Annotated in this window: 18 protein-coding genes and 2 pseudogenes; 17 read left to right on the forward strand and 3 right to left on the reverse strand. The window is 44.9% G+C overall.

All coding sequences use genetic code 11. From position 1 onward, the window contains the following. Nucleotides 1-91: 91 nt before the first annotated feature. From porQ to HYN59_RS12255, 3 genes are all read left to right on the forward strand, one after another. Nucleotides 92-1111 carry a type IX secretion system protein PorQ gene (porQ, locus tag HYN59_RS12245; protein WP_108778529.1) on the forward strand — a complete coding sequence of 340 codons (1020 nt, stop codon included), beginning with the start codon at nucleotides 92-94 and terminating at the stop codon, nucleotides 1109-1111. Between the two features lie 2 nt (nucleotides 1112-1113). Further along, nucleotides 1114-1806, forward strand: coding sequence for a (d)CMP kinase (gene cmk, locus HYN59_RS12250; RefSeq protein WP_108778530.1), 693 nt, complete (start codon nucleotides 1114-1116; stop codon nucleotides 1804-1806). Nucleotides 1807-1886: 80 nt separating this feature from the next. Next, nucleotides 1887-3263, forward strand: coding sequence for a nucleoside permease (locus HYN59_RS12255; protein ID WP_108778531.1), 1377 nt, complete (start codon nucleotides 1887-1889; stop codon nucleotides 3261-3263). Nucleotides 3264-3577: 314 nt separating this feature from the next. Here HYN59_RS12255 and HYN59_RS12260 read toward each other — a convergent pair whose 3' ends face one another. Next, complete coding sequence (locus tag HYN59_RS12260) at nucleotides 3578-6886, reverse strand: T9SS type B sorting domain-containing protein (protein ID WP_108778532.1); 3309 nt, start codon at nucleotides 6884-6886, stop codon at nucleotides 3578-3580. Nucleotides 6887-7027: 141 nt separating this feature from the next. Next, complete coding sequence (locus tag HYN59_RS12265) at nucleotides 7028-10273, reverse strand: T9SS type B sorting domain-containing protein (protein ID WP_181369431.1); 3246 nt, start codon at nucleotides 10271-10273, stop codon at nucleotides 7028-7030. Nucleotides 10274-10569: 296 nt separating this feature from the next. Here HYN59_RS12265 and rpsA point away from each other — a divergent pair, with 296 nt between their 5' ends. From rpsA to HYN59_RS12295, 5 genes and pseudogenes are all read left to right on the forward strand, one after another. After that, a complete protein-coding gene (gene rpsA / locus HYN59_RS12275) occupies nucleotides 10570-12342 on the forward strand; it encodes a 30S ribosomal protein S1 (protein ID WP_108778535.1) in 1773 nt (590 codons plus the stop codon). Between the two features lie 358 nt (nucleotides 12343-12700). Further along, nucleotides 12701-13219 carry a hypothetical protein gene (locus HYN59_RS12280; protein ID WP_108778536.1) on the forward strand — a complete coding sequence of 173 codons (519 nt, stop codon included), beginning with the start codon at nucleotides 12701-12703 and terminating at the stop codon, nucleotides 13217-13219. Nucleotides 13220-13311: 92 nt separating this feature from the next. Next, nucleotides 13312-13874 (forward strand): annotated as a pseudogene (locus HYN59_RS12285) (ATPase). A gap of 37 nt (nucleotides 13875-13911) precedes the next feature. After that, complete coding sequence (locus tag HYN59_RS18345) at nucleotides 13912-14043, forward strand: hypothetical protein (RefSeq protein WP_281261165.1); 132 nt, start codon at nucleotides 13912-13914, stop codon at nucleotides 14041-14043. Nucleotides 14044-14138: 95 nt separating this feature from the next. Continuing rightward, entirely contained in the window at nucleotides 14139-14681 is a 543-nt protein-coding gene (locus HYN59_RS12295; RefSeq protein ID WP_108778538.1) for a tetratricopeptide repeat protein, read from the forward strand. Nucleotides 14682-14799: 118 nt separating this feature from the next. Here HYN59_RS12295 and HYN59_RS12300 read toward each other — a convergent pair whose 3' ends face one another. Beyond that, nucleotides 14800-15081 (reverse strand): hypothetical protein, encoded by a 282-nt coding sequence (locus tag HYN59_RS12300; RefSeq protein WP_108778539.1) that lies wholly within the window; start codon nucleotides 15079-15081, stop codon nucleotides 14800-14802. A gap of 190 nt (nucleotides 15082-15271) precedes the next feature. Here HYN59_RS12300 and HYN59_RS12305 point away from each other — a divergent pair, with 190 nt between their 5' ends. The 9 genes and pseudogenes from HYN59_RS12305 to sucD all read left to right on the forward strand — a co-directional run bounded on the left by HYN59_RS12305 (nucleotide 15272) and on the right by sucD (nucleotide 24038). Continuing rightward, nucleotides 15272-16516 carry an HD domain-containing protein gene (locus tag HYN59_RS12305; RefSeq protein ID WP_108779732.1) on the forward strand — a complete coding sequence of 415 codons (1245 nt, stop codon included), beginning with the start codon at nucleotides 15272-15274 and terminating at the stop codon, nucleotides 16514-16516. Nucleotides 16517-16539: 23 nt separating this feature from the next. Continuing rightward, the gene (gene lpxD / locus HYN59_RS12310; protein ID WP_108779733.1) at nucleotides 16540-17562 is read left to right on the forward strand and encodes a UDP-3-O-(3-hydroxymyristoyl)glucosamine N-acyltransferase; all 1023 of its coding nucleotides are present in this window, start codon (nucleotides 16540-16542) and stop codon (nucleotides 17560-17562) included. Between the two features lie 15 nt (nucleotides 17563-17577). Beyond that, the gene (locus HYN59_RS12315; protein ID WP_108778540.1) at nucleotides 17578-18966 is read left to right on the forward strand and encodes a bifunctional UDP-3-O-[3-hydroxymyristoyl] N-acetylglucosamine deacetylase/3-hydroxyacyl-ACP dehydratase; all 1389 of its coding nucleotides are present in this window, start codon (nucleotides 17578-17580) and stop codon (nucleotides 18964-18966) included. Between the two features lie 11 nt (nucleotides 18967-18977). Continuing rightward, entirely contained in the window at nucleotides 18978-19760 is a 783-nt protein-coding gene (gene lpxA, locus HYN59_RS12320) for an acyl-ACP--UDP-N-acetylglucosamine O-acyltransferase (RefSeq protein ID WP_108778541.1), read from the forward strand. Nucleotides 19761-19833: 73 nt separating this feature from the next. Beyond that, entirely contained in the window at nucleotides 19834-20400 is a 567-nt protein-coding gene (gene efp / locus HYN59_RS12325) for an elongation factor P (protein WP_108778542.1), read from the forward strand. A 6-nt stretch (nucleotides 20401-20406) separates the two neighbouring features. After that, nucleotides 20407-21744, forward strand: coding sequence for a carbohydrate porin (locus HYN59_RS12330; RefSeq protein ID WP_108778543.1), 1338 nt, complete (start codon nucleotides 20407-20409; stop codon nucleotides 21742-21744). Nucleotides 21745-21757: 13 nt separating this feature from the next. After that, nucleotides 21758-22688: pseudogene (locus HYN59_RS12335) on the forward strand (UDP-3-O-(3-hydroxymyristoyl)glucosamine N-acyltransferase). A gap of 1 nt (nucleotide 22689) precedes the next feature. Continuing rightward, complete coding sequence (locus tag HYN59_RS12340) at nucleotides 22690-23052, forward strand: nuclear transport factor 2-like protein (RefSeq protein WP_108778544.1); 363 nt, start codon at nucleotides 22690-22692, stop codon at nucleotides 23050-23052. Nucleotides 23053-23165: 113 nt separating this feature from the next. Next, a complete protein-coding gene (gene sucD, locus HYN59_RS12345) occupies nucleotides 23166-24038 on the forward strand; it encodes a succinate--CoA ligase subunit alpha (RefSeq protein WP_108778545.1) in 873 nt (290 codons plus the stop codon). Nucleotides 24039-24086 lie beyond the last annotated feature (48 nt).

Genomic DNA, 24086 nt, shown 5'->3' on the forward strand with positions numbered 1-24086 from the left:
AGAAAACGGCTAAAATTCTTAGCCGTTTTTTTATTTAAAAAATAATATCTTCGCACTTGCGTTATAGTAAGCACAAAACGTATAAACAATAATGTTTAAAAACCGGTTCCTTTATCTCTTTTTATTCTGCACCACTTTGTCTTTTAGTCAGATAGGAGGTAAATATACGTACCAGTTCTTAAACCTTGTCACCTCGCCGCGCCAGGCCGCCCTTGGCGGAAAGATCATCACGCTTTACGATTATGATGTCAACCAGGGCATTTATAACCCCGCTACTATCAATCCGGAAATGGATAACCAGCTATCGGTAAATTATGGAAGCTATTATGGCGAAGTTACTTATGGTACTGCTGCCTATGCTTATACCTGGGACAGGCACATTCAGACATTCCATGCCGGGGTGAACTATGTGAATTACGGCACCTTTGAAGGCCGTGACGAATCGGGGATGCTTACCGGCGATTTTACAGGAAGCGAGATAGCGCTTTCTTTTGGCTATGCTTTTAATATTCCCTATACCGATATTTACCTGGGTGCGAATGCCAAGCTGATATCCTCCACGCTGGAAAGTTATAACTCTTTTGGAGGCGCGGTAGATATTGGCGGTATTTATATTGATGAGGATAATGATATCAATATCGCGCTTGCCATACGGAATGCGGGTATGCAGATCACAACCTACGCAGGCCTGCGGGAGCCATTACCGCTTGAGGTTATAGCCGGTATATCCCAAAAGCTGGAAAATGTACCATTGAGGTGGCACATTACCCTGGAAAACCTGCAGCAATGGAACATCGCCTTCTCTAACCCAAACAGGGCCGAGCAGAACATTGACGGCGGCAGCACCCCGGAGAAAGTATCTTTTATAAATAATGCCCTGCGCCACGTTATTCTTGGGGCAGAACTGTTCCCCGGCAAAAGCTTTAATTTGAGGGCAGGCTACAACTTCAGGAGGGGCCAGGAGCTGAGTATCCAGGACAAGCGAACTTTTTCGGGTATTTCTGTCGGTGTAGGCTTAAGATTTAATAAATTGCGGTTCGATTATTCGTACTCAAGATATACCCTTGCAGCCAATACCAGCCTGTTTGGGCTAACGATAAACCTACAGTAGCTTTGGATAAAAAAATTACCATTGCCATAGATGGCTTTTCATCTACAGGAAAAAGCACGCTTGCAAAACAGGTTGCGGCCCATTTGGGCTATGCCTATGTAGACAGCGGGGCTATGTACCGCGCCATAACGCTGTATGCCATGGAAAACGGTTTTATATCCCCATCGCATTTTGATAAGCAGGGCCTCATAAGCAGATTGCAGGATATTAAGCTCGACTTCCGTTTTAACCCTGATGCAGGATTTGCCGAAATGTATATCAACGGGCAAAATGCCGAAAAGAAGATACGGACACTGGAAGTATCCTCGCTGGTTAGTCATGTGGCGGAAGTATCCGAAGTACGTGCTAAACTCGTTGAGCAGCAGCAGCACATGGGCGAGAACAAGGGCGTTGTGATGGATGGCCGGGACATTGGTACTGTAGTTTTCCCAAACGCCGAACTCAAGCTCTTTATGACCGCCAGCCCGGAAACACGTGCCCAAAGGCGTTTTGACGAACTTACCCAAAAAGGCGAAGCTGTTACCTTCGAAGCGGTACTGAAAAACGTTCAGGAACGCGACTATATAGACTCCAACAGGGAAGATTCCCCTCTTATACAGGCAGTTGATGCCATAGCTATTGACAATTCTACATTATCTAAAGAAGAACAACTTGAATTGGTTCTTGGCCTGGCGCAGGAAGCTATCCAACTTTAACGATATAGTTGTTCCGAATATCTGTTTTTTATTATAGATTTACCGCCGTTAATAAAATGTTAATTTAGCATAGAAGATTTATGGGCATAAAGAACCGTCTTGTTATAATGAGTTTCCTCCAGTTCTTTGTATGGGGGGCCTGGCTGATCACTATCGCGAACTACTGGTTCGGTACCAAACACTGGGACGGTACACAGTTTGGGCTTGTTTTCAGCACCATGGGGTTCGCCTCTATATTCATGCCTACCCTTACCGGTATCATTGCCGACCGCTGGGTAAATGCCGAAAGGCTATATGGTGTACTGCATATACTTTATGCCGGTGCGTTATGCTGCCTGCCAATGGTTGAAGACCCTACAACATTCATTTATGTAATGTTCGCTGCCATGTGCTTTTATATGCCGACCATTTCCCTAAGCAATTCCATATCATATACCGCTTTGAAGCTTAATAACAATGATGTGGTTAAAGATTTCCCGCCTATACGGGTATGGGGTACTATAGGGTTTATTGTAGCCATGTGGATAACCAATCTTACTAATAATAAAGCTACGGAATTCCAGTTCTATATAGCTGCTATTGCCGCAGTTGCGCTTGCTGTATATGCTTTTACGCTTCCAAAATGCGAGCCGCAGCGACTTATTAAAGAGAATGCTTCCCTGGGGGAGACACTTGGCCTTGGTGCATTTAAATTATTTGGCAATTACAAGATAGCCTTGTTCTTCGTGTTCTCGATGTTTTTGGGTGGTGCACTTCAGCTGACAAATGCCTATGGCGATGTGTTCCTTGATGAATTCAAGCATTTCCCGAGATATGCCGATTCATTCGTGGTGGAGTATTCCACCATCATAATGTCAATCTCCCAGATTTCCGAAACATTATTCATACTTGCCATACCATTCTTCCTTAAGCGTTTCGGTATTAAGCAGGTAATGCTGATTAGTATGTTTGCCTGGGTATTGCGTTTTGGGTTATTTGCTTTTGGCGACCCGACAACCGGATTATGGATGATCATATTGTCCTGCATTGTTTACGGAATGGCATTTGACTTTTTCAATATTTCCGGTTCCCTGTTTGTGGAAACGAGTACGAGCGCTAAAATACGCTCATCGGCACAAGGTTTGTTTATGATGATGACCAATGGTTTCGGCGCTGTAATGGGTAGTGTGGTTTCGGGATGGCTGATTGACAGTTATTTTACAAAGTCATTCAAAAGCACTACAGAACTTGCCGCTTACCTCGATACCACAACAGATAATTCCGTTATGGCAAAATTTTTGGCGGAAAGCGGGATAAAGGTTGATGCACATGGAATTTTTAATAATGCCGTTACGATGAGGGAATGGCACGATATATGGATTTCCTTTGCTGCATATTCTTTGGTTATAGCAATTTTGTTTGCCATCATGTTCAAGCATAAGCACGACCCCACTGTAATAGGTGAGGTAAAACATTAAAAAATAAAATTGAAAAAAATATCAGGCTGCCTTTTTAGGCAGCCTGTTTTGCTTTATAATAATCACATATCACAGTCAGTTTGTCTAAAAATCAACAATCTAATACCCTTTTTTGGGCGTGTCCCTGCGGGTCGGGCTATCGCCTTATCTGCTCCGTTCCTCTGCAGGATATCGGCACTATCCCTCACGCAACCGGAAATATGATTGAAGTTTTTCGTAGAGACGCATTGAATGCGTCTGACATAAGGATTGGAAATACCACTAGCTTGTTAGAGGCATTCAATGCGTCTCTACATTCACGTTCCAATTAAAAATCAACGGATCATCGAGAAATGCCCTTTCTTTTCCTCTCCATTCTGCCTTACTACTACAAACCAGTAATCGGTTGACGGCAGCGGTTTGCCGTTTAGTGTGCCATCCCATCCCGGGCTTTCATTGTCAAAGCCGGTAATGAGCTTGCCGTAGCGGTCAAAGATATAAGTAAACATATCCGGCTCCATAATGGCGTATTTAATGCGCCATGTTTCATTGATACCGTCGCCATTGGGCGTGAAGAATTTAGGATAGGTCAGGAGGAAGGCCGGCCTGGTGGAAAGGCCACAATCGAATTTGTCCTTTACGAATACGATGTAAGGGCCTGCGGGAAGCCCTGAAAAAATATTGCTGTCCTGAAAGTTGATGCCATCCACAGAATATTCAAAGCTGGCAGCAAGGGTTTCATCTTCCATGACAACGGTGATGGTGTTGTTATTATCCGTCCAGTCGGTAATGTCAATACGTTTTATAACAGGAATCGGTGATATGGATACCTGAATTGTTTTCTCAGCTGCGCACCCATATTCGTTGGTTACCTTTACGGTGTGGCTACCGGTTTCGGATACTGTTATCGATTGTGTTGTTTGCCCGCCGGACCATTCATAGCTGGTGTATCCGGCATCGGCTGTTATTTCTACACTTTGTCCCTGGCAGGCCGTCCATATGCTGTTCATCTGCAATTGGGGGATGCTGTGCACAATAATGTCAAACGATGTGGTGGCAAAGCACTCGGTATTGTTGTTGTACACCACCCTTGCATAAATGGTAGCCGTGGCAGATTCATATAGTACTGCCACCGGATTTTGCCCGGTATCGGCATCTGCCTGGGATGTGTGATAGGTTATGTCCACCATCGTGGGGTCCTGCCCGTCGAGTATTACAGCATCCTGCTGTGACAGGTCAAATGTTTCCTTTCCATTATTGCCTTCATCGCAAAGCTCAAGGTCGCCGGGCTGCACTGCTGTAACCAGTGAGGGAAGGTCGGCCACATTGAACGTCTGTGTTTTCAGGTTGCCGCACAGATCGGTTACCCTTACGACATAAAAGGCGGTATCCAGCGCATTGAAAATATTATTTTGACCGTTGTTAATGTAAAAGGAAGTATCGCCATTCTTGCTGATTATTTCATAATTGATTGGGGCGGCGCCTTCCACATCTACCTGTACATCGCCTATTGCCCCGGAACAGGTGAGGCTTGCTATCCTTGTTATCTGGAGGTCGTTCAGGAATTCAAAGTTATATATCTGTTCATCGCAGATCTTTTTGGTCTCAACACTGCCGCTGGGGAACGACTGGAATACTTTCATAACGCGGTACTGCCCCGTTTGGGTAAGGCTATATACGGTGCTGTTATTGGTAAGCTGTAATGCATTTTCAGCATCATATGGCCCGGTGGTGGGCACTGATTCTCCGGTAACGGGGTGGCCCCATGTACCGGTAACAGCGTTGTACTTTTGCAGCCAAAACGCAAGAAAAGCTACAGCGTTACTGGTATGGTGCATCTCGAGGTCGAAAGAACCGCAATGCCGTATCAGCTCAAAATCATTCTGCGTGACCGAGTAGGCATTTAAGTTTGCCGTTCGCGTCACGCCTGTCTCGCAGGAGGTATCTACAAGGAAGCTGTAATTTCCCGGCGGAAGGTTATCCATGTAAAATGTATAGTCTATAGGGGAAATATTGAAAGACACATCATAGGGCAGGGGTTCTGTAAACCCAGCCGGCGCAGCAGTGATTCTTACCACAGTCAGCGTGCCACCGGTTGAACCCATTGTAAGACTGGCTTTTCCCGGCGTGCAGTCAGGCCGTGCGAGCGGTGTACCTACCGAACCGGGTGCCTGCTTGATTTCAAAATGAAGCGGGGGCCACACAGTACCACAGGTATCTATAAGCGTAACAACATATTCTCCTATAGGCAGGTCGTTTATTTTCAGGCCATCGTCTTCGGTGACAAATTCTGACACATCATTTGGCAACCCGTGTTCCTCTTCATAGTCTTCTGGCGCTTCGGTAACCGTTGCTGTTCCTATTATAAACCCCGGAATGTTAATTTCTACACGGCCTGTCCCCCCGGTACACCCGGCGTTAAACACGCCTGCGATAGGCTCAACTTCAGGTTCTACATATTCGGCTTCTCCTGTTCCGGTGTGCCCGCAGGAATCGGTAATGCTGTATTTATAAAGCCCGACAGGAACAGGGTTTTCCAGGGTACCATAAGTTACATGCGGATCATTAAACGGGCCCGGGTGGGCAGCATTAAAAGCCACGGGGTCAAAACCGGTGGGCGCCTGAATAAACGTAATATTATAAGGTGGGATGTATTTGCCGGGCGTAAGGATAAGCGCTTTAAAACCGCAACCCATATCATCGAATACGGGGCTTATGGCAAGTTTTTGGTCAACCAGGTTATTTTGGGACAGATATACCGTACCGCAGGGATCCACTACCTTTATGTCGTAATAATAAGGTGTGTCATAGTAAAATTGAATTACCTGCCGCACATTTGTTTCCTGAGGCCCGCCGGAGTCTACAGACTGCGTATAGACCAAAGGCGTACCACCGCCCGGCGGATGCACGGTAACAGTAACTGTCAGCGGATAGGCCATGTCAACATCATTAGACGAGCTTACAAGATTGCTGATGGTTATCTGGTCGCATGCAGGCAATATCTCGTCAGGGAAGAGTGCAGGGCCAATTCCCAGGATAGCGCTGTCTGAAAAAACTTCGTGGGTAATTACATTTCCCGAACCGCAATTGTCAACCACCCTTACGCTGTAGTTTCCGGCAGGAAGGTTGTTAAAAATGTTAGAACTTTGCGGGGGCCTTGTTACTGGGCCTACAAGTATCTCATAAGTAGCGGCAGTGCCGGATGTTACTGATATCGTAATCGAACCATCCGGGCCGCAATAGGCATTCACGTGTTGTACATCATATGTAAGCGTTACCGTATGGTCCTCTATAGTAACCTGTTCCTGGTCGGTCATAGGGCTTCCGTTGACCATCTGGGTCGCTACCACAAGATACGTTCCATCAATCAGGCCGGTAACCGATGTGTTGGAATTGTCGGAAATAGCAGTAGTGGTATTAGGAAGCGCATATACCTTGTAATTTACCGGTATACTTGGTGCAGCATTTTCAACAGAAAAAGTCATGGAGCCATTGCCGGGGCAAAGCTCATCGGTTTTACTTACATTTAAAGTAAAATCCTGTGCTGTTGCCTGCCCTGTTATGAGCAGTATTGCTATGCATATATAGCTGCATAGCGGTACTGTTTGCAGCTGCCGGTAATATTTTTCCAGGTAAATATTCATAGCAAAAAATTAAGTTTGTGCTTAATTATTTTGCTAAAGATATCATTTATAGCAATTAGTTAACAATATCTTATTGTTTTTAACATAAACCCGATTTTTTGTTTAGAATATAAATTTATGTTTTTTTAGTACTTATGACATCTATCTTACTATTGCGAAGTGCCCTTTTAATTCCCTGCCATCACCGCGTCTCACGATAAACCAGTAATCGTCCGCAGGCATTGCACGACCATTAAAAGTGCCGTCCCAGCCCTCGCTGGTTGCACCAAAATTGGTGAGAATTTTTCCGTAACGGTCAAATATCTGCACGGTAAGTCCCGGTTCAAGGGCGGCAAAAGCTATACGCCACCTGTCATTGTTGCCATCACCATTGGGTGAGAAATATTTTGGATAAGAAGCTAAAATCACTTGTTTCTCATCCGGAGGGAAGCACCCGAACCTGTCGCGTACGTATACCGTTACTATTCCCGAAGGCACGTTGGTCAGGATCGATTCGTCCTGATAATTGATACCGTCAAAAGAATATTCATAGGCAGAAGGATCTGTGCCGTCAGTAAATACTGTAATCGTATTGTTGTTATCGGTCCAGTCCGCTACTTCCAGGTTTGTTATTAGCGGTTGGTTAGCTACTACAGCAGATACCGTTTTGGAAACCTCGCAAATATCGGTAACAGTAACAGTATAATCCCCGGGTTCGGTTACGGTAATGCTTTGGGTGGTTTCTCCGGTAGACCAACTGTACGATGGGTATCCTGAATCAGCGGTTATTGTAACAGGCTGCCCATTGCACATTCCCCAGGTATCGGCCATTGCCAACTCAAATATCGGCCTTGAAACAATGTTGAAAGAACTTGTACCGTAGCACAATGGGTTTACCACCCATTCTACCCGGGCATAAATAGTAGCCGAGCCGGAGCTGTAGTTGTTCGGCAGTGGGTTAACGCCCTGGTCGGCATCCTGTTGGGTAGCGTGGTAAGTTACAACTGCAATATCGGGGTCTACATCGCCAAGTACCCCGTCATCCTGTAGCGACAGGTCGAAGGTACCCGATCCGGCTCCGGCTTCGTCGCAATATAAAAGATCGTCGGCTACGCTTGCAGTAATAAGTGGGGGTAGCTCTGCGATATTGAACTGCTCCACACGGAACTCGCCACAGGCATCGGTCACCCTTACAACATAAAGCGCCGATTCCAGCCCCGTAAAAATATTATTCTCGCCGTTGTCTACATAAAAAGAGGTGTCATTATTTTTACTGATGAGCTCGTAGCGAGGTGTGATACCCGTAGCATTCACTTCCACATCAAAATCTTCGCCTACACAGGTACGGTTATAAATGCTTGTAATGGCAAGCACGTTATAAAATTCAAACTCATAGGCTTCCTCGATACAGATCTTTTCATTTTTACCCAGGCTGCCCATACAATAAGATGTTTGCTGTTTCAATACACGAAACTCGCCATTTACGGTAAAGCCGGTGTTTGATACCGACAACGGAATTGCATTTTCGGCAGTAAGCTCGTCATTTTCGGTATAAACACTTCCTGTATTTGGATGTTCCCACATTTCGGTTTCCTCATTAAACCTTTGGAGCCAGAAACTAACCGATGCGTCCGCATTGGAAGTGTAAGCGATATTTAAACTAAAATCATCACAGGTTGGGTCTACTGTAATTGAATTTGTCGTAACCGTAAACGGCAATACTTCAACGGTTTGGCTATAGCCATTCTGGCACTCTGTGTCTACAGAAAACGTATAATTGCCCGGCGTAAGATTGTCCATGCTAAAGCTGCCTTCAAAGATATTAGAGGTAGCCGTGTAGGGTAGGGGATAGCCAAATCCCGATGGCGCGGCGGTAATGGTTACTGCTGTAACCGAAGGCTGGATCAGGATGGTTCCCATACCTGCGATACAGTCCGGGCCTGTGGTATAATCCGGGGCAAGGGCAGAAAATTGCGGGATGGTCACTGCAACATCTTCATAGCTATTGCCGCAGGAGTCGGAAAGGTCGAAGGTGTAGTTGCCGGGCGGAAGGCTGGAAACCGTAAGCCTCCCGTCATCGGTTATATTGCCGGATACATCGGTTGGGGTATCTCCTGAATAGGCCGAAGGCGCCGAAACCAGGGTACCGCTCTCAAACACTGCGCTTCCGGGTATCCTTATGGTTACCCTCCCAAGTTGTGTCTGGCAATTATTGTTCACGGCATTTACAATTGGTTCCGGTGCGGCAGGCTGGTTTATCTCTTTTGTAAAGCTGTCGGTGTGTCCGCAGGCATCGGTAATGGTGATTGCATAAGAGCCTAATGGCATTGGGTTATTTTCGGCTCCAAATACGGCCGGGCCGGTAAATGGACCGGGGTAGGAATTGTTATAATCTGAAGGGTTAAACCCTGCCGGCGCCGAAGTAATATCTATGGTATAAGGGGGCATTAGGTTTGTCGTATTTACCGTAAGGCTTTGCCCGCTGCAGGATACCTGGGTAAGATTGGCACTGGCGCGGAGCGCAACATCTGCGGTACCGTTTTGTTGGTATGCATTGCCGCATGGATCGGTTACTTTAATGCTTACCTGGTAAGGCTGGGAAAAGTAAGCAACGGCCTGGCTGACGGTAAGAAGGGATGAATCGCCGGAGGTGATATTTTGGTTGTACACCAGGTCTGCACTACCATCGGGAGGAGTAGCTGTTATCTGTACAGTAAGCGGATAGACGATACCCGATGCTGTTGCGGTAGTAACGGTGAAGTTTACATTGACAGTATTACAATTGGAGAAAACGGTATCAGGAAATTCGGGCCCGGCGAGTGTAAGCGTAGTCTGTTCGGTAACAAAGGTGTGCGTACCGGTAAACCCATTCCCGCATGTATCTGTTATCTGAACCTCATAAGTGCCTGAAGGGATGTTGCTGAAAACATTCGATGATTGTGCCGGCACAGTCACAGGCCCGCTGGTAATTTCATAAGTTGCTGCCGATCCTGCCGTAACTGTAACGGTCATATCAGTCCCTGTGCTGCAGGTGGCTGTGGTATTGCTTATATAGAATTCAATAGGCACATATAGCGACCCAATGGTTGCGTTGGCCTGGCCGGTTGAGGTGCTGTCACCAACTTCCTGTGTCGCTGTGACAAGATAGTCGCCATCCTGAAGCGCCGGCACATATGATTCGGTGCTGTTCCATACAGGTATCGTTGTTTCGGGCAGTAAATACACCTTATACACTACAGGTGCGGAAGGGCTGGCATTGGATACTGATATTGAAAGCGCGCCATAACCGGGGCAGGTTTCATCAGTTGGCGTAACAGTTACATTAAGTTGTGCGTAAGACACTCCGGTACATAGCAACGCAAGCAATGCAAAGGTATATATGTTGGCTAAAGAAGTAATATTTTTCATGCAGCACATTTGATTTTCAGTAGTTTATACTTTTGGTTTTCAGAGAATAAAATAACTGAATATAAAACGGACAGGCTGTTAAGGTGATTATAAAGAGTGTTAATCAAAAGCTATATTTTTCCTTATGATAACTTTAAGACTAATGTTTTGTAAATCAAAAAAATATCGTACATTTGCGCACCTTTTGGCAGTACAGGTTTCCTTAAGGTTTAAAAACATTTTTATGTAAAACGCTTCTGCTGTTTTGCTGCTGCACGAAACCCCGCAACGCACAGGATACAAATTTTTAAATCAGCATGTCTGAACAAACAAAAACAAAAGAGGAATTTCTACAGGAGTTTAACTGGCATAACTTCGAAGAAGGTATTGATCCGGTAGATGAGCAAAACCTGAGGGAATTTGAAACATTGGTTGAAAAGACTTTCATTTCGACTGACAGTGATGAGGTAGTAGAAGGTACAGTTGTAAGGATCACTGACAGGGATGCGATCGTTGACATCAATGCTAAATCTGAAGGTGTTATCTCCCTTAACGAATTCCGCTACAACCCGAACCTTAAAGTAGGTGACAAAGTTGAAGTGCTTATCGACGTTCGCGAAGATAAATCAGGTCAGCTTGTTCTTTCTCACAAGAAAGCGCGTACTATCAAGGCTTGGGACAGGGTTATCAGTGCTAACGAAACAGGAGAGATCGTTAATGGTTTTGTAAAATGCAGGACTAAAGGCGGTATGATCGTAGACGTTTTCGGCATTGAGGCTTTCCTTCCGGGATCTCAGATCGATGTTAAGCCGATCCGTGATTACGACCAGTACGTAAACAAAACTATGGAGTTTAAAGTTGTGAAGATCAACCACGAATTCAAAAACGTTGTTGTATCCCACAAAGCGCTTATCGAAGCGGATATCGAAGTACAGAAAAAAGAAATCATCGGGCAGCTTGAAAAAGGCCAGGTACTTGAAGGTGTTGTTAAGAACATTACTTCATACGGTGTATTCATTGACCTTGGAGGTGTTGACGGACTTATCCACATCACTGACCTTTCATGGAGCCGTATCAACCACCCAAGTGAGGTTCTTGAATTAGACCAAAAACTTAACGTGGTTATCCTTGACTTTGATGATGAGAAAACAAGGATCCAGCTTGGTCTTAAGCAATTGAACGCACACCCTTGGGATGCGCTTGATGCTAACCTTGCCGTTGGTGACAAAGTAAAAGGTAAAGTAGTGGTTATTGCTGACTACGGTGCATTTATCGAGGTTGCTGAAGGTGTTGAAGGCCTTATCCACGTTTCTGAAATGTCATGGTCTACACACCTTAGGTCTGCACAGGACTTCGTAAAAGTTGGCGATGAGGTAGAAGCAGTTATCCTTACTCTTGACAGGGAAGACCGCAAAATGTCTCTTGGCATCAAGCAGCTTTCACAAGACCCATGGACTGACATCACGACTAAATACCCTGTAGGTTCACGCCACACAGGTATCGTAAGGAACTTTACAAACTTCGGTATATTCGTAGAGCTTGAAGAAGGCATCGACGGATTGATCTACATCTCAGACCTTTCATGGACTAAGAAGATCAAGCACCCAAGTGAATTCGTAAACGTAGGCGATAAGCTTGACGTTGTAGTTCTTGAGCTTGATGTTGAAGGACGTAAACTTTCTCTTGGCCACAAACAGACTCAGGCTAACCCTTGGGACAAGTATGAGGATTCTTTCGGTGTAGGATCAGTTCACACTGGAGAGATTGCTGAAATAGTTGACAAAGGCGCTACTGTAGAGTTTGGTGACGATATCGTTGCTTTCATCCCTACACGCCACCTTGAAAAAGAAGACGGAAAAAAACTTAAAAAAGGCGAATCTGCTGAATTTAAAGTAATTGAATTCAATAAAGAATTCAAGAGGGTTGTTGCATCGCATACAGCTACTTTCCGTGATGAGGAAGAGAAGAATGTAAGGCAGCAACAGGAGTCTGTGACTTCTTCTTCAAACAATGCTGAGAAAACCACCCTTGGTGATATCGATGCACTGTCTCAATTGAAAGAAAGAATGGAAAAAGGAGAGCAGAAGTAATCCCCAGCCATTTTAGATATGAAAGCCCTTCCGGAAACGGAGGGGCTTTTTTTATTACGCTAAACCCATACGTGTCTTCGCAGTTAGAGGATGGGAATTGTAATATTTTTCAGCATTAGAATAGTTTCTATATGCACAGATAGCTACTACAGAAAAAAACGAATATTAACTCAAACTGAACGCTCTTTCATTTGGATGCCCCGAATTAAAAATTGCCAGTAAATGCTGCCGAAAAGAATGTTTTCGCATTACAAATTTTGATAGTTTTGGCAGCGGTTAAAGTGTTTTTAGCCGGGGGAAAATGAGCCGAACAGAAACCCATATACGATAGTAGGCATAACCAATCAAACCTATACCAATGAAAATTTCAAAACTACTGGTACTGCTGGCAGTACTAATGACACTAAGTGTTAGCGCACAGAAAAAAGCAACGGCTGCCAAGCCTGCCGCCAAAACAACGAGCTCCAAACCGAGCAAAGCTGAAACAATGGACTGGATTGCTGCTAAAATGCAGGAAAACCTGGCTGCACCAAGAAAATTCATTTCTTACAGCAACGGCCTTTTCGTGTATTCAAAACAAATGAATTCAGGCGACGTTTGCACCACGACAATCGACCTTAATAAAATAACAGGCCTGAGCAATGAGTATTCTGATGACTTCTTCATGTCAGGTAAACAACTGGGCGGTTCAAAGTGCGGTGATGGCAGCACAAATCAGTTTGAGTATATGTCTATTGCCGGCCCCAACTATAATGATTACAGTGCGCCGTTTAATTTTACCCCGGACCAAACACTTGTGGAAAGGATGAAGAAAGCGCTTGCTACACTTGTAGAATATAATGGTGAATCTAAAAAAGCTGCTGGAGAGAAATTCTAACTCCGGCAGAAAATAATTGAATAAAGCCACCTCAATGCAGGTGGTTTTTTTTATGACTTTAAGATTAATAACGTTTCCTTATATTTGTAATAATGGACAAAAACCTTTACATCATAGCAGGCTGCAATGGAGCGGGAAAGACAACGGCTTCCTTTACTATATTGCCCGAAATACTAGATTGTAAAGAGTTTGTCAATGCTGATGAGATAGCCAAAGGCTTGTCACCTTTCCAGCCTGAAAAGGTTTCTTTCGAAGCTGGAAGGATAATGCTCCACAGGATCAACGAACTTTTGGAAGCGGAATTACTACATTATCAACCAAAAGCTACAGGGGAAAAATTGCAATAGCACAGCAGAAAGGATATAAAGTGACCTTGCTATTTTTTTGGCTGGACAGTGTAACATTGGCTATAGAAAGGGTTGCCACAAGAGTGAAGGAGGGAGGCCATAATATCCCGGTTGATGTAATTGTCCGTAGATATAAAGGTGGCATCAGAAATTTGTTCGATATTTATATCCCGGTTGTTGACGAAGTCCTTATCTTTGATAATACAATGAATGTGCCTAAGCTAATAGCTGCAAAGAAAGAAAAAGTAGAGTTGAGTATATTTGACAATAAAATATTCGATAAATTGAGGGAGAATTATGAAGGATGAAAGATTAAGTTCCCATCAGAAAAAAATCATTGATGCTATGGCAAAAGTCAGTGAAGATTTGATCGCCTTTAAAAAGAGGATGGATAGCCCATTGGTTGTCAGCCGTGACGGAAAGATCATGCATATCAAGCCGTGGCTCGAAGAAAATGAAAACACACAAAAGAAATGATAATGGCCTTCCTGTATAGTGAAGGCTTTTTTTTTATGCGTTAATTGCGACCGTATTTCATTATTTCATAAATTAGTAATCAAAACCAACTAATTATGAAACATTTACTATTCTTTGCAATCCTGTTCACAGGCATTGCAGCCAGTGCACAAACGTACCCGAAATACAGCAATCAGGCCGGCAATAGCAAGGCCGCTTCAAAACCTGAAAGTGCCAAAAAGGAAACCGCTGTAAAAGTAGTTGAGGAAGCTGCAGCAAAAGGAAATAGGAAGCCTGAAGGCGATTTCCAGGAATTAATGGAAAAAGCTGTAGTACAGAGCAAAGCGCGCAGGTATGAAGCAGCTGTGATGATTTATAGCAAAGCGCTCGAGGTAAGCAATGAAGAACAGGCGTGGAGAGCATTGATATCGCGGGCAACAAATTATCAGATGATAGGGCAGTTTGACAAAGCTATGGCTGATTACACTACTATAATCAATGCACAAAATGCTCCTCAAAAGAACCTGGCCTACATCTATTCCTGCAGGGCAAGGCTGGCGCAGGAAAAAAATGATATGGAACTGGCATGCGCTGATGTAAAGAAAGCAAGGGAGCTTGGCCTGCCGGAAATGGCAATGCAGGGTATTAATTGTAAATAAAGAGCTACACTTACACTTTGTATTTCCACCCCGGTAACCTGAAACAAAAACGAAAAAGCCCTGCAAATTCCTTTGCAAGGCTCTCCTTCAATAACCTAAGTAACAAAAAATAACGTTATTATTGTTCTCCGGTACGTGTTGAAGTTTTCTTAGTGGATATATTGTTAATAGTCGTATTGTCCGTTAACTGCGTGCGCTCCTCGCGTTTTTGCCGTTCAAGTTGTACCCTTCGTTCCTGATCTGCTTTCTGCCGCTGTTGCTGTGCCTGCTTTGCGTCCTGCTCAACCTGTTGCTGTGTTACAACGGGCGGTTGGCGTTGCGTCACATCCTGTTTTTCCTGTGCAGCCGCAAAAGCCGTAAAGGCAAAGAAAGCGAGTAATATGAGCGCTGTTTTTTTCATGGCTGCGATTTTTTACTTTTATAAAATTAGGCATTCCCTTCGTAATCAGGAAGCTGTAAGCCTATGATTAACCTATGTTTAACGCTTACTATTAATTTGCGTTAACAATACTTACATGCCATGTTAAAAATCCTGATTTCGGCGTTACAGGGCACACCGTAATCACTATATTTGTTGTAAAATGTGCACAGTGAGCGAGATCAACAAGCTTAAGATTTTAAACGACCCTATTTACGGGTTTATTTCCATAACTAACCCGCTGGTATACGACCTTATCCAACACCCTTATTTCCAGAGGCTCCGCCGCATTTCCCAAATGGGGATGTCCTACCTGGTATATCCGGGGGCGCACCATACACGGTTTCATCACGCGCTTGGATGCATGCACATTATGCAGCGTACCGTTCAGGTACTGAAATTCAAAGGTGTTGCAATATCCCCTGAAGAAGAGGCCGCTCTCGATATAGCCATACTGTTGCACGACATTGGCCACGGCCCGTTCTCTCATGCAATGGAGCACAGTATCGTAGAGAATGTGAGCCACGAAGCTATATCGCTGCTGTTCATGGACAGCCTCAACAAAGAATTTGACGGAAAACTGACACTGGCGATACAAATATTTAAAGGCGAATACCACCGCAGGTTTATGCTGCAGCTCATATCGAGCCAGCTGGATATGGACCGGATGGATTACCTGAAGCGTGACAGCTTTTACAGCGGCGTTGCCGAAGGGAATATCAATAGTGAGCGGCTGATACAGATGTTCAATGTGCAGGATGATATGCTGGTGATAGAGGAGAAGGGGATATACTCTGTAGAGAAATTTCTTGTGGCGCGAAGGCTGATGTACTGGCAATGCTACCTCCATAAGACCAGTGTTGTTGCCGAACTGATACTTACCAAAATATTAAAGCGCGCCAAAGAACTTACACAGCATGGCAAACACCTGGGCTCCAGTGCACCATTACAGTTTTTCCTCGAAAATAAGATAAGCCTCGACGACTTCAGCGAGGAAGTGCTGGTGAAATTTTCATACCTCGACGATTTCGACATTATCAGTGCAATAAAAATGTGGCAGTTCCATGAAGACCTTGTATTGCGGGAACTGAGCAGGATGATCATTAACCGCGACCTGCTAAAAATAAAGATGCAGGCCGAAAAGGTGGATAAGGAAAAAGCTGTGGCCCTTCGCAAACGCATCATGGAACTATATGGCATTAGCGAGAAAGAGGCTGAATACTTTGTGTTTAAAGGAAAAATTAAGAACCAGGCTTACAATAAGACCGGGGAGCCCATACATATATTAAAGAAGGACAGGACCATAGAAGATGTTGTTGAGGCATCGGATCAACTGAATTTAAAGGCTTTGTCTAAGCCGGTGACCAAGTATTACCTGTGTTTTCCAAAAGTGCTTTTGGAACAGGCAGCTATTTAATTAAATTTTATATTTTTGTCGGGATGAAATTTACAGCAGAACAGATAGCAGGTTTACTGGAAGGTGACATTGTGGGCAATCCCAATGCCGAAGTCTTCAGATTGGCCAAAATAGAGGAAGGGACTGATGGTTCGCTTACTTTTTTGGCTAACCCTAAATACCTGCCCTACATATATTCCACACAGGCAACCATTACAATAGTGAACAGGACTTTTGAGCCTGAAAACGATATTACTACCACACTCATTAAGGTAGATGATGCCTACCAGTCGTTCTCCAAACTTCTGGAATACTACAACCAGGTAAAGCTGATGAAAAGCGGCATAGAGCAACCCTCTGTCCTTTCGGAAGGCGCTACCTATGGAGATAACCTGTACCTGGGGAGTTTTTGCTACATAGGCAAAAATGTAAAGATAGGCAGCAACGTGAAGATATATCCCAATACTTTTGTGGGTGACAACGTGGTCATTGGCGATGATACAATACTTTTTGCAGGTGTCCGTGTTTATTCGGAAACCGTTATAGGTAAAGGATGTACCATTCATTCCGGTGCCATTATCGGATCGGATGGCTTTGGCTTTGCGCCCAATGATGAAGGTGTTTATAATAAGATTCCACAGATTGGCAACGTAATTATAGAAGATAACGTTGATATTGGCTCCTGCACTACCGTAGACAGGGCCACGCTTGGATCGACCGTAATAAAGAAGGGCGTTAAGCTGGACAACCAGATACAGATAGCCCATAATGTGACCATAGGTGAAAATACCGTGATCGCATCCCAAACCGGGGTGGCGGGATCTACCAAGATTGGAAGGAACTGCATCATTGGAGGTCAGGTAGGGATCGTAGGGCATATCACCATTGGCAATGGCGTACGCATCCAGGCACAGTCGGGGGTTGGCAAAAGCATTCCCGACGGGGAGACTGTTCAGGGCAGCCCGGCATTAGGCTATTCCGACTTCAATAAGTCCTACGTACATTTCAGGAATTTCCCAAAAATTGTGTCGGATATTGAAGAACTCAAACAACAAAACAAACAATAACTAAAAGGATAGGTAATGGTTAAACAAACCACAATCAAGAGCGAAATATCGTTAAAAGGTGTCGGCCTGCATACCGGTAAGGAAGTTACAATGACCTTTAAGCCCGCACCGGTAAATAACGGATATACTTTTGTTAGGGTAGATTTGGAAGGCCAGCCCGTTGTAGAGGCTGATGCCAATTATGTTGTAAATACCCAAAGAGGGACAAATCTTGAAAAGAAAGGCGTTAAGATACAAACATCAGAGCACGTGCTCGCCGCATTTGTTGGGTGCGATGTAGATAATGTTATAATAGAGCTGGACGCTTCCGAACCTCCTATTATGGATGGATCGTCTAAGTTTTTTGTGGAAGCCATAGAAAAAGTAGGCGTGGAGGAACAGGATGCCGAACGCCATGTATATGTGGTAAAGGAAGTAATATCGTATACGGATGAAACTACCGGAAGCGAGATCATTGTAATGCCTTCAGACGAATACCAGGTTACCGCGATGGTAGATTTTGGCACCAAAGTACTTGGTACACAAAACGCCACGCTTAAAAATATAAGTGATTTTAAAACCGAGATTGCCGATTCGCGCACCTTCAGCTTCCTTCATGAGCTGGAAGCATTGCTGCAGAACGGACTCATAAAAGGAGGCGACCTTAACAATGCTATCGTTTATGTAGATAAGGAAATATCACCCGAGACAATGGAAAGCCTTAAGGTTGCTTTTGGGAAAGAAAGCATTGCAGTGAAGCCTAACGGGATACTGGACAACCTTACGCTGCATTACCCGAACGAGGCGGCACGCCACAAGCTGCTTGATGTAGTAGGCGACCTTGCGCTTATCGGTACACGTATCCGCGGTAAGGTAATTGCCAACAAGCCGGGGCATTTCGTGAACACGCAGTTTGCCAAGAAAATGTCGAAGATAATCAAGATTGAACAGCGCAACCAGGTGCCGGTTTATGACCTTCACAAAGAGCCTTTCATGGATGTGAACAAGATCATGAGCATGCTGCCGCACCGTCCGCCGTTCCTGTTGGTAGATAAGATCCTGGAAATGAGCGACAGCCATGTGGTAGGACTTAAGAACGTAACGATGAATGAAAGCTTCTTCGTGGGCCACTTTCCGGGTGCGCCGGTTATGCCGGGCGTGCTGATTATAGAAGCAATGGCGCAGACAGGCGGTATCCTTATCCTGAGCTCTGTGCCGGATCCGGAAAACTACCTGACCTACTTCATGAAGATAGATAATGTAAAGTTCAAGCATAAAGTACTTCCGGGAGATACCCTTGTATTCAAATGCGACCTTATTTCTCCTATACGCAGGGGGATATGCCACATGCAGGCAAATGCTTATGCCAACGGCAAACTTGTTGCCGAAGCAGAACTAATGGCACAAATTGCCAAAAACAGCTAAAACAAAAGTAAATGAACCAACCGCTAGCATACGTACATCCGGGCGCCAAGATAGCCAAGAATGTGGTAATAGAGCCTTTCACTACCATCCATAATAATGTAGAGATAGGCGAGGGAACCTGGATAGGGTCTAACGTTACCATTATGGAAGGAGCCAGGATAGGTAAAAACTGTAATATATTTCCGGGTGCCGTAATATCTGCCGTGCCGCAGGATCTTAAATTTGGGGGTGAAGAATCGCTTGCGATAATAGGAGATAACTGCACTATACGTGAGTGTGTTACCATTAACAGGGGAACTATTGCATCCGGCCAGACAAGGCTGGGCAATAACTGTTTGGTGATGGCTACCGCACATATTGCACACGACTGCCATATTGGCGATAATGCCATAATTGTAAATGGTGTGGCCTTGGCCGGTCACGTAACGGTGGGCAATTTTGCCATTATCGGAGGTCTTGCTGCCGTGCACCAGTTTATAAGCATTGGCGACCATGCTATGATTTCAGGCGGATCGCTGGTGCGTAAAGATGTGCCACCTTATACCAAGGCTGCAAAAGAGCCGCTTTCGTATGTGGGCATCAACTCTGTAGGGTTGAGGCGCAGGGGTTTTACACCGGAAAAGATCAGGGAGATACAGGATATTTACAGGATATTGTACCAGAAAAATTATAATACCACGCAGGCTCTTAGTATAATAGAGGCTGAAATGGAGGCAACCCCGGAGCGCGACGAGATCATTCTGTTCATCAGGAATTCATCTCGCGGCGTAATGAAGGGATATACCGGGTTTTAATTATTTTAGGTTGAAATAATTATATTGGTAACCAGGCAATAATAAATAGAAAACAAACAATAAAAAATTTAAAATGGCAAGTACATCAGATATCAGGAACGGCTTATGCATCAAGTTCAATAACGATATATACAAGATAATCGAATTCCTTCACGTGAAACCGGGTAAAGGCCCTGCTTTCGTAAGGACAAAGCTAAAAAGCCTTACTAACGGTAAAGTGCTTGACAACACTTTTTCTGCAGGACACAAGATCGAGGATGTAAGGGTAGAAACACACAAGTTCCAGTTCCTTTACCCTGAAGGCGACCAGTACCATTTCATGCATGCCGAAACGTATGAGCAGATATCCCTTAACAAGAACATCCTTGACGCTCCGGACCTTTTGAAAGAAGGCGAGAATGTAATGGTGATCTGGAATACGGAAACGGATGCGCCGCTATCGGTAGACATGCCTGCTTCAGTTGTTCTTGAAGTGACTTATGCAGAACCGGGCGTGAAAGGCAACACTGCCACGAACGCTACCAAACCTGCCACTGTAGAAACAGGCGCAGCGGTAAACGTGCCGCTTTTCATCAATGAAGGCGACAAGATCAAGATTGATACCGCAACCGGCCAGTACATGGAACGCGTAAAAGAGTAAGCGCGGGTGAAACGGCTTGTTACCCTTGCATTATGTCTCTCAGCACTTGGTTTAAAAGCGCAGGTTAAAGACAGTATTAACGAAAGTTCTCCGGAGAAAACGGAGAACTTTACTTTTCATGCGCAAACAACCACTATTTTTCAATACAAGCCGGGGTTTTCGGCAGATTATACCGGGCAGAACAGTTTCCATACCGAAGAAGAACGGGCAAGTTCCGTCACTTCTACACTTTTTGCGGGAGCAAGGCTCTGGAGGGGTGCATCAGTATATATTAATCCCGAAATGGCCGGAGGTTCAGGACTTAGTAAAGTACTGGGCATAGGCGATGCCACAAACGGAGAGACATTTAGGGTAGGCAGTGCAAACCCTAAGATCTACCTTGCGCGGCTATACATCACACAAGTGTTCAGCCTTGGTGGCGACTATAAATTTGCCCATTGGCAGGAAAGCGGACAAAACCAGCTGGCAGGCAAGATAGAACCAAATTACATAGCCGTAACAGCAGGTAAGATATGCCTTTCGGATTATTTTGATAACAACAGCTATAGCCATGACCCGCGTTCACAGTTCATGAACTGGGGGCTTATGAGCAATGGCGCTTGGGATTACCCGGCCAATACACGTGGCTATGTGCCGAGTGTTGTAGTTGAATATGTAACGCTGGAAAATGAGTTGCGTTTCGGTTTATCGCTCATGCCTTTGGAAGCCAATGGCCTGAAGATGAACTGGAACATATCACGTTCAAATTCAGCTACATTAGAATATACCCGGAATTATAATTTTTCCGGACGAAAAGGCGCTATTCGCGTTTTAGGATTTTTAACCAGCGGCCGTATGGGAGATTATCGCGAAAGCATAACGGTTAACCCGCAATCGCCGGTAATAGAGGCAGTACAGCAGTACGGCAACAAAAAATACGGTTTTGGTATCAACGCCGAACAGGAGCTCAGCGATAACCTGGGTGCCTTTTTCCGCGCAAGCTGGAATGATGGGCATACGCAAACCTGGGCTTTCACCGAAATAGACCGCAGCGTAAGCCTTGGCCTGAGCGCTAAAGGAAGCTGGTGGGGCCGCAATAACGATACCGCCGGACTTGCCACGGTGCTTTCCGGAATTTCCGGGCCGCACAAAGATTATCTTGCGGCAGGAGGTTACGGTTTCATGCTGGGTGATGGCAGGCTGTCCTTTGCGGCGGAAAGCGCAACGGAATTTTATTATGCGGCCGAATTAAATAATAATCTGTATATTACATGCGGTTACCAGTTGCTGCTAAATCCGGGCTATAACCGGGACAGGAGCGGGCCGGTAAACGTTTTTTCACTCCGGCTGCATGCCGAAATATAACTTTTTTTGAAATATGAAATTTCCAAAAGTACATACCCTTAAAGATATCGCGGCTATAATAGATAGCACGTATGTGGGCGATGATAATTTCCCGGTACACGGCATGAACGAAATACATGTTGTTACACCGGGTGATATTGTGTTCGTAGACCATCCCAAATACTACGACAAAGCATTGCAGTCGGCTGCTACAATCGTGCTTATCAATAAGGAAGTAGACTGTCCGGAAGGAAAAGCATTGCTCATATCAGACGATCCGTTCAGGGACTTCAACAAGCTTACAAGGCATTTCAGGCCGTTCGTATCCTCTGCCGCTTCTGTTTCGCCATCTGCAGAAATAGGAGAGGGGACCGTGATACAACCGAATACCTTTGTTGGCAATAATGTAACGATTGGGAAGAACTGCCTTATCCATTCGAACGTTGCCATTTATGACAATACCATCATTGGCGATAATTGTATCATTCATGCGGGCACTGTACTTGGCGCAGATGCGTTTTATTATAAAAAACGCCCCGAAGGCTACGATCAGCTGTTGTCAGGCGGCAGGGTAGTGATAGGCAACGATGTGGGTATTGGTGCCTTGTGTACCATTGACAAAGGCGTTACAGGTGATACTACGATCGGCGATGGCAGCAAGATCGACAACCAGGTGCACCTTGGGCATGATACGGTTGTTGGCAAAAAAATGCCTTATTGCGGCGCAAACAGGCATTGCAGGCTGTGTAGTGATAGAAGACGAAGTGACCATCTGGGGCCAGGTAGGCAGTACCAGCGGTATAACCATTGGGAAAGGTGCAGTTATACATGCACAAACTGGAATCAGCAAATCGCTGGAAGGCGGAAAAGTATACTGGGGTACACCTGCACAGGAAGCCAGGGAAACTATGAGGCAAATGGCCAATGTGAAGCGCATACCGGAACTATTTGAAAAACTGAAATAATATGACCGCAAAAGAAGTTGTAACGGAATACTACCTGTCCGGCGCTTCGAGGACAGCAGCAGGCGTAAAGCGTTACCTGCATGAAGATCTTATGCTGAAATGGCACAGTTCTAAAGGCTACCTGCAGCTTGAAAAAAACGATGTACTTACGCTGGTGGCCGAACTTGAAAAATCGTATTGTGCCTCAAGGCTGGAAATAAGCCATATCTTAGCCGAAGGCGACACGGTATCGGTACGCTATACGCATTATGTCAATGCTTTTGAGAACCCGCACGAAGAGATGATCCTTGCCCATTTTGTGGTGATATGGGAAGTGAAGGACGACTTGCTTCACACAGGCTACCTTATGAGCCAGTTGGGTTAATTTTACGCAAAAACTATAAAATTATCCTTATAAAATTTACCGGAATTCCCGATTATATTTTATAAAAACCCTATTTTTGCATCACGATTTAAAAATAATTTAAAAAATATATCATGAGTGTTCTGGTTAATAAAGATTCCAAGATAATTGTTCAGGGATTTACAGGAAGCGAAGGTACTTTCCACGCTACCCAAATGATAGAATATGGTACTAATGTAGTTGGCGGTGTAACGCCGGGCAAAGGCGGTACTACGCACCTTGACCGCCCTGTATTCAACACTGTAAGAGATGCAGTAGAGATAGCAGGTGCCGATACTACCATCATATTCGTTCCGCCGGCCTTTGCCGCTGACGCAATTATGGAAGCTGCCGAAGCAGGCATCAAAGTGATCATCACGATCACTGAAGGTATTCCTGTTGCGGACATGATCAAGGCTTATGACTACATACAGGATAAAGACTGCCGCCTGATAGGCCCTAACTGTCCGGGTGTTATCACTCCGGGAGAAGCTAAGGTAGGTATCATGCCGGGCTTCGTTTTCAAAAAAGGTAAAGTAGGTATCGTATCAAAATCAGGTACGCTTACGTATGAAGCTGCTGACCAGGTTGTAAAACAAGGCCTTGGCATCACGACAGCTATCGGTATCGGTGGCGACCCTATCATCGGGACAACGACAAAAGAAGCTGTTGAGCTTTTAATGAACGACCCTGAGACAGAAGCCATCATCATGATTGGTGAGATTGGTGGCCAGCTTGAGGCTGACGCTGCTAAATGGGTTAAAGCTGACGGTAACCGCAAGCCTGTTATTGGCTTCATTGCCGGTGAGACTGCCCCTAAAGGCCGCACTATGGGCCACGCGGGCGCTATCGTTGGCGGCGCTGATGATACTGCTGAAGCGAAAAAACGCATCATGAGAGAGAACGGCATCCACGTGGTGGATTCTCCTGCTGAAATAGGCAAAAAAGTGAAAGAAGTATTGGGATAATTTATCCCATTAGATATATTAAAGGCTGTCCGAGAGGATGGCCTTTTT

The organism is Flavobacterium album (genome assembly GCF_003096035.1).
In the GTDB taxonomy this organism is placed as follows: Bacteria; Bacteroidota; Bacteroidia; order Flavobacteriales; family Flavobacteriaceae; genus Flavobacterium; species Flavobacterium album.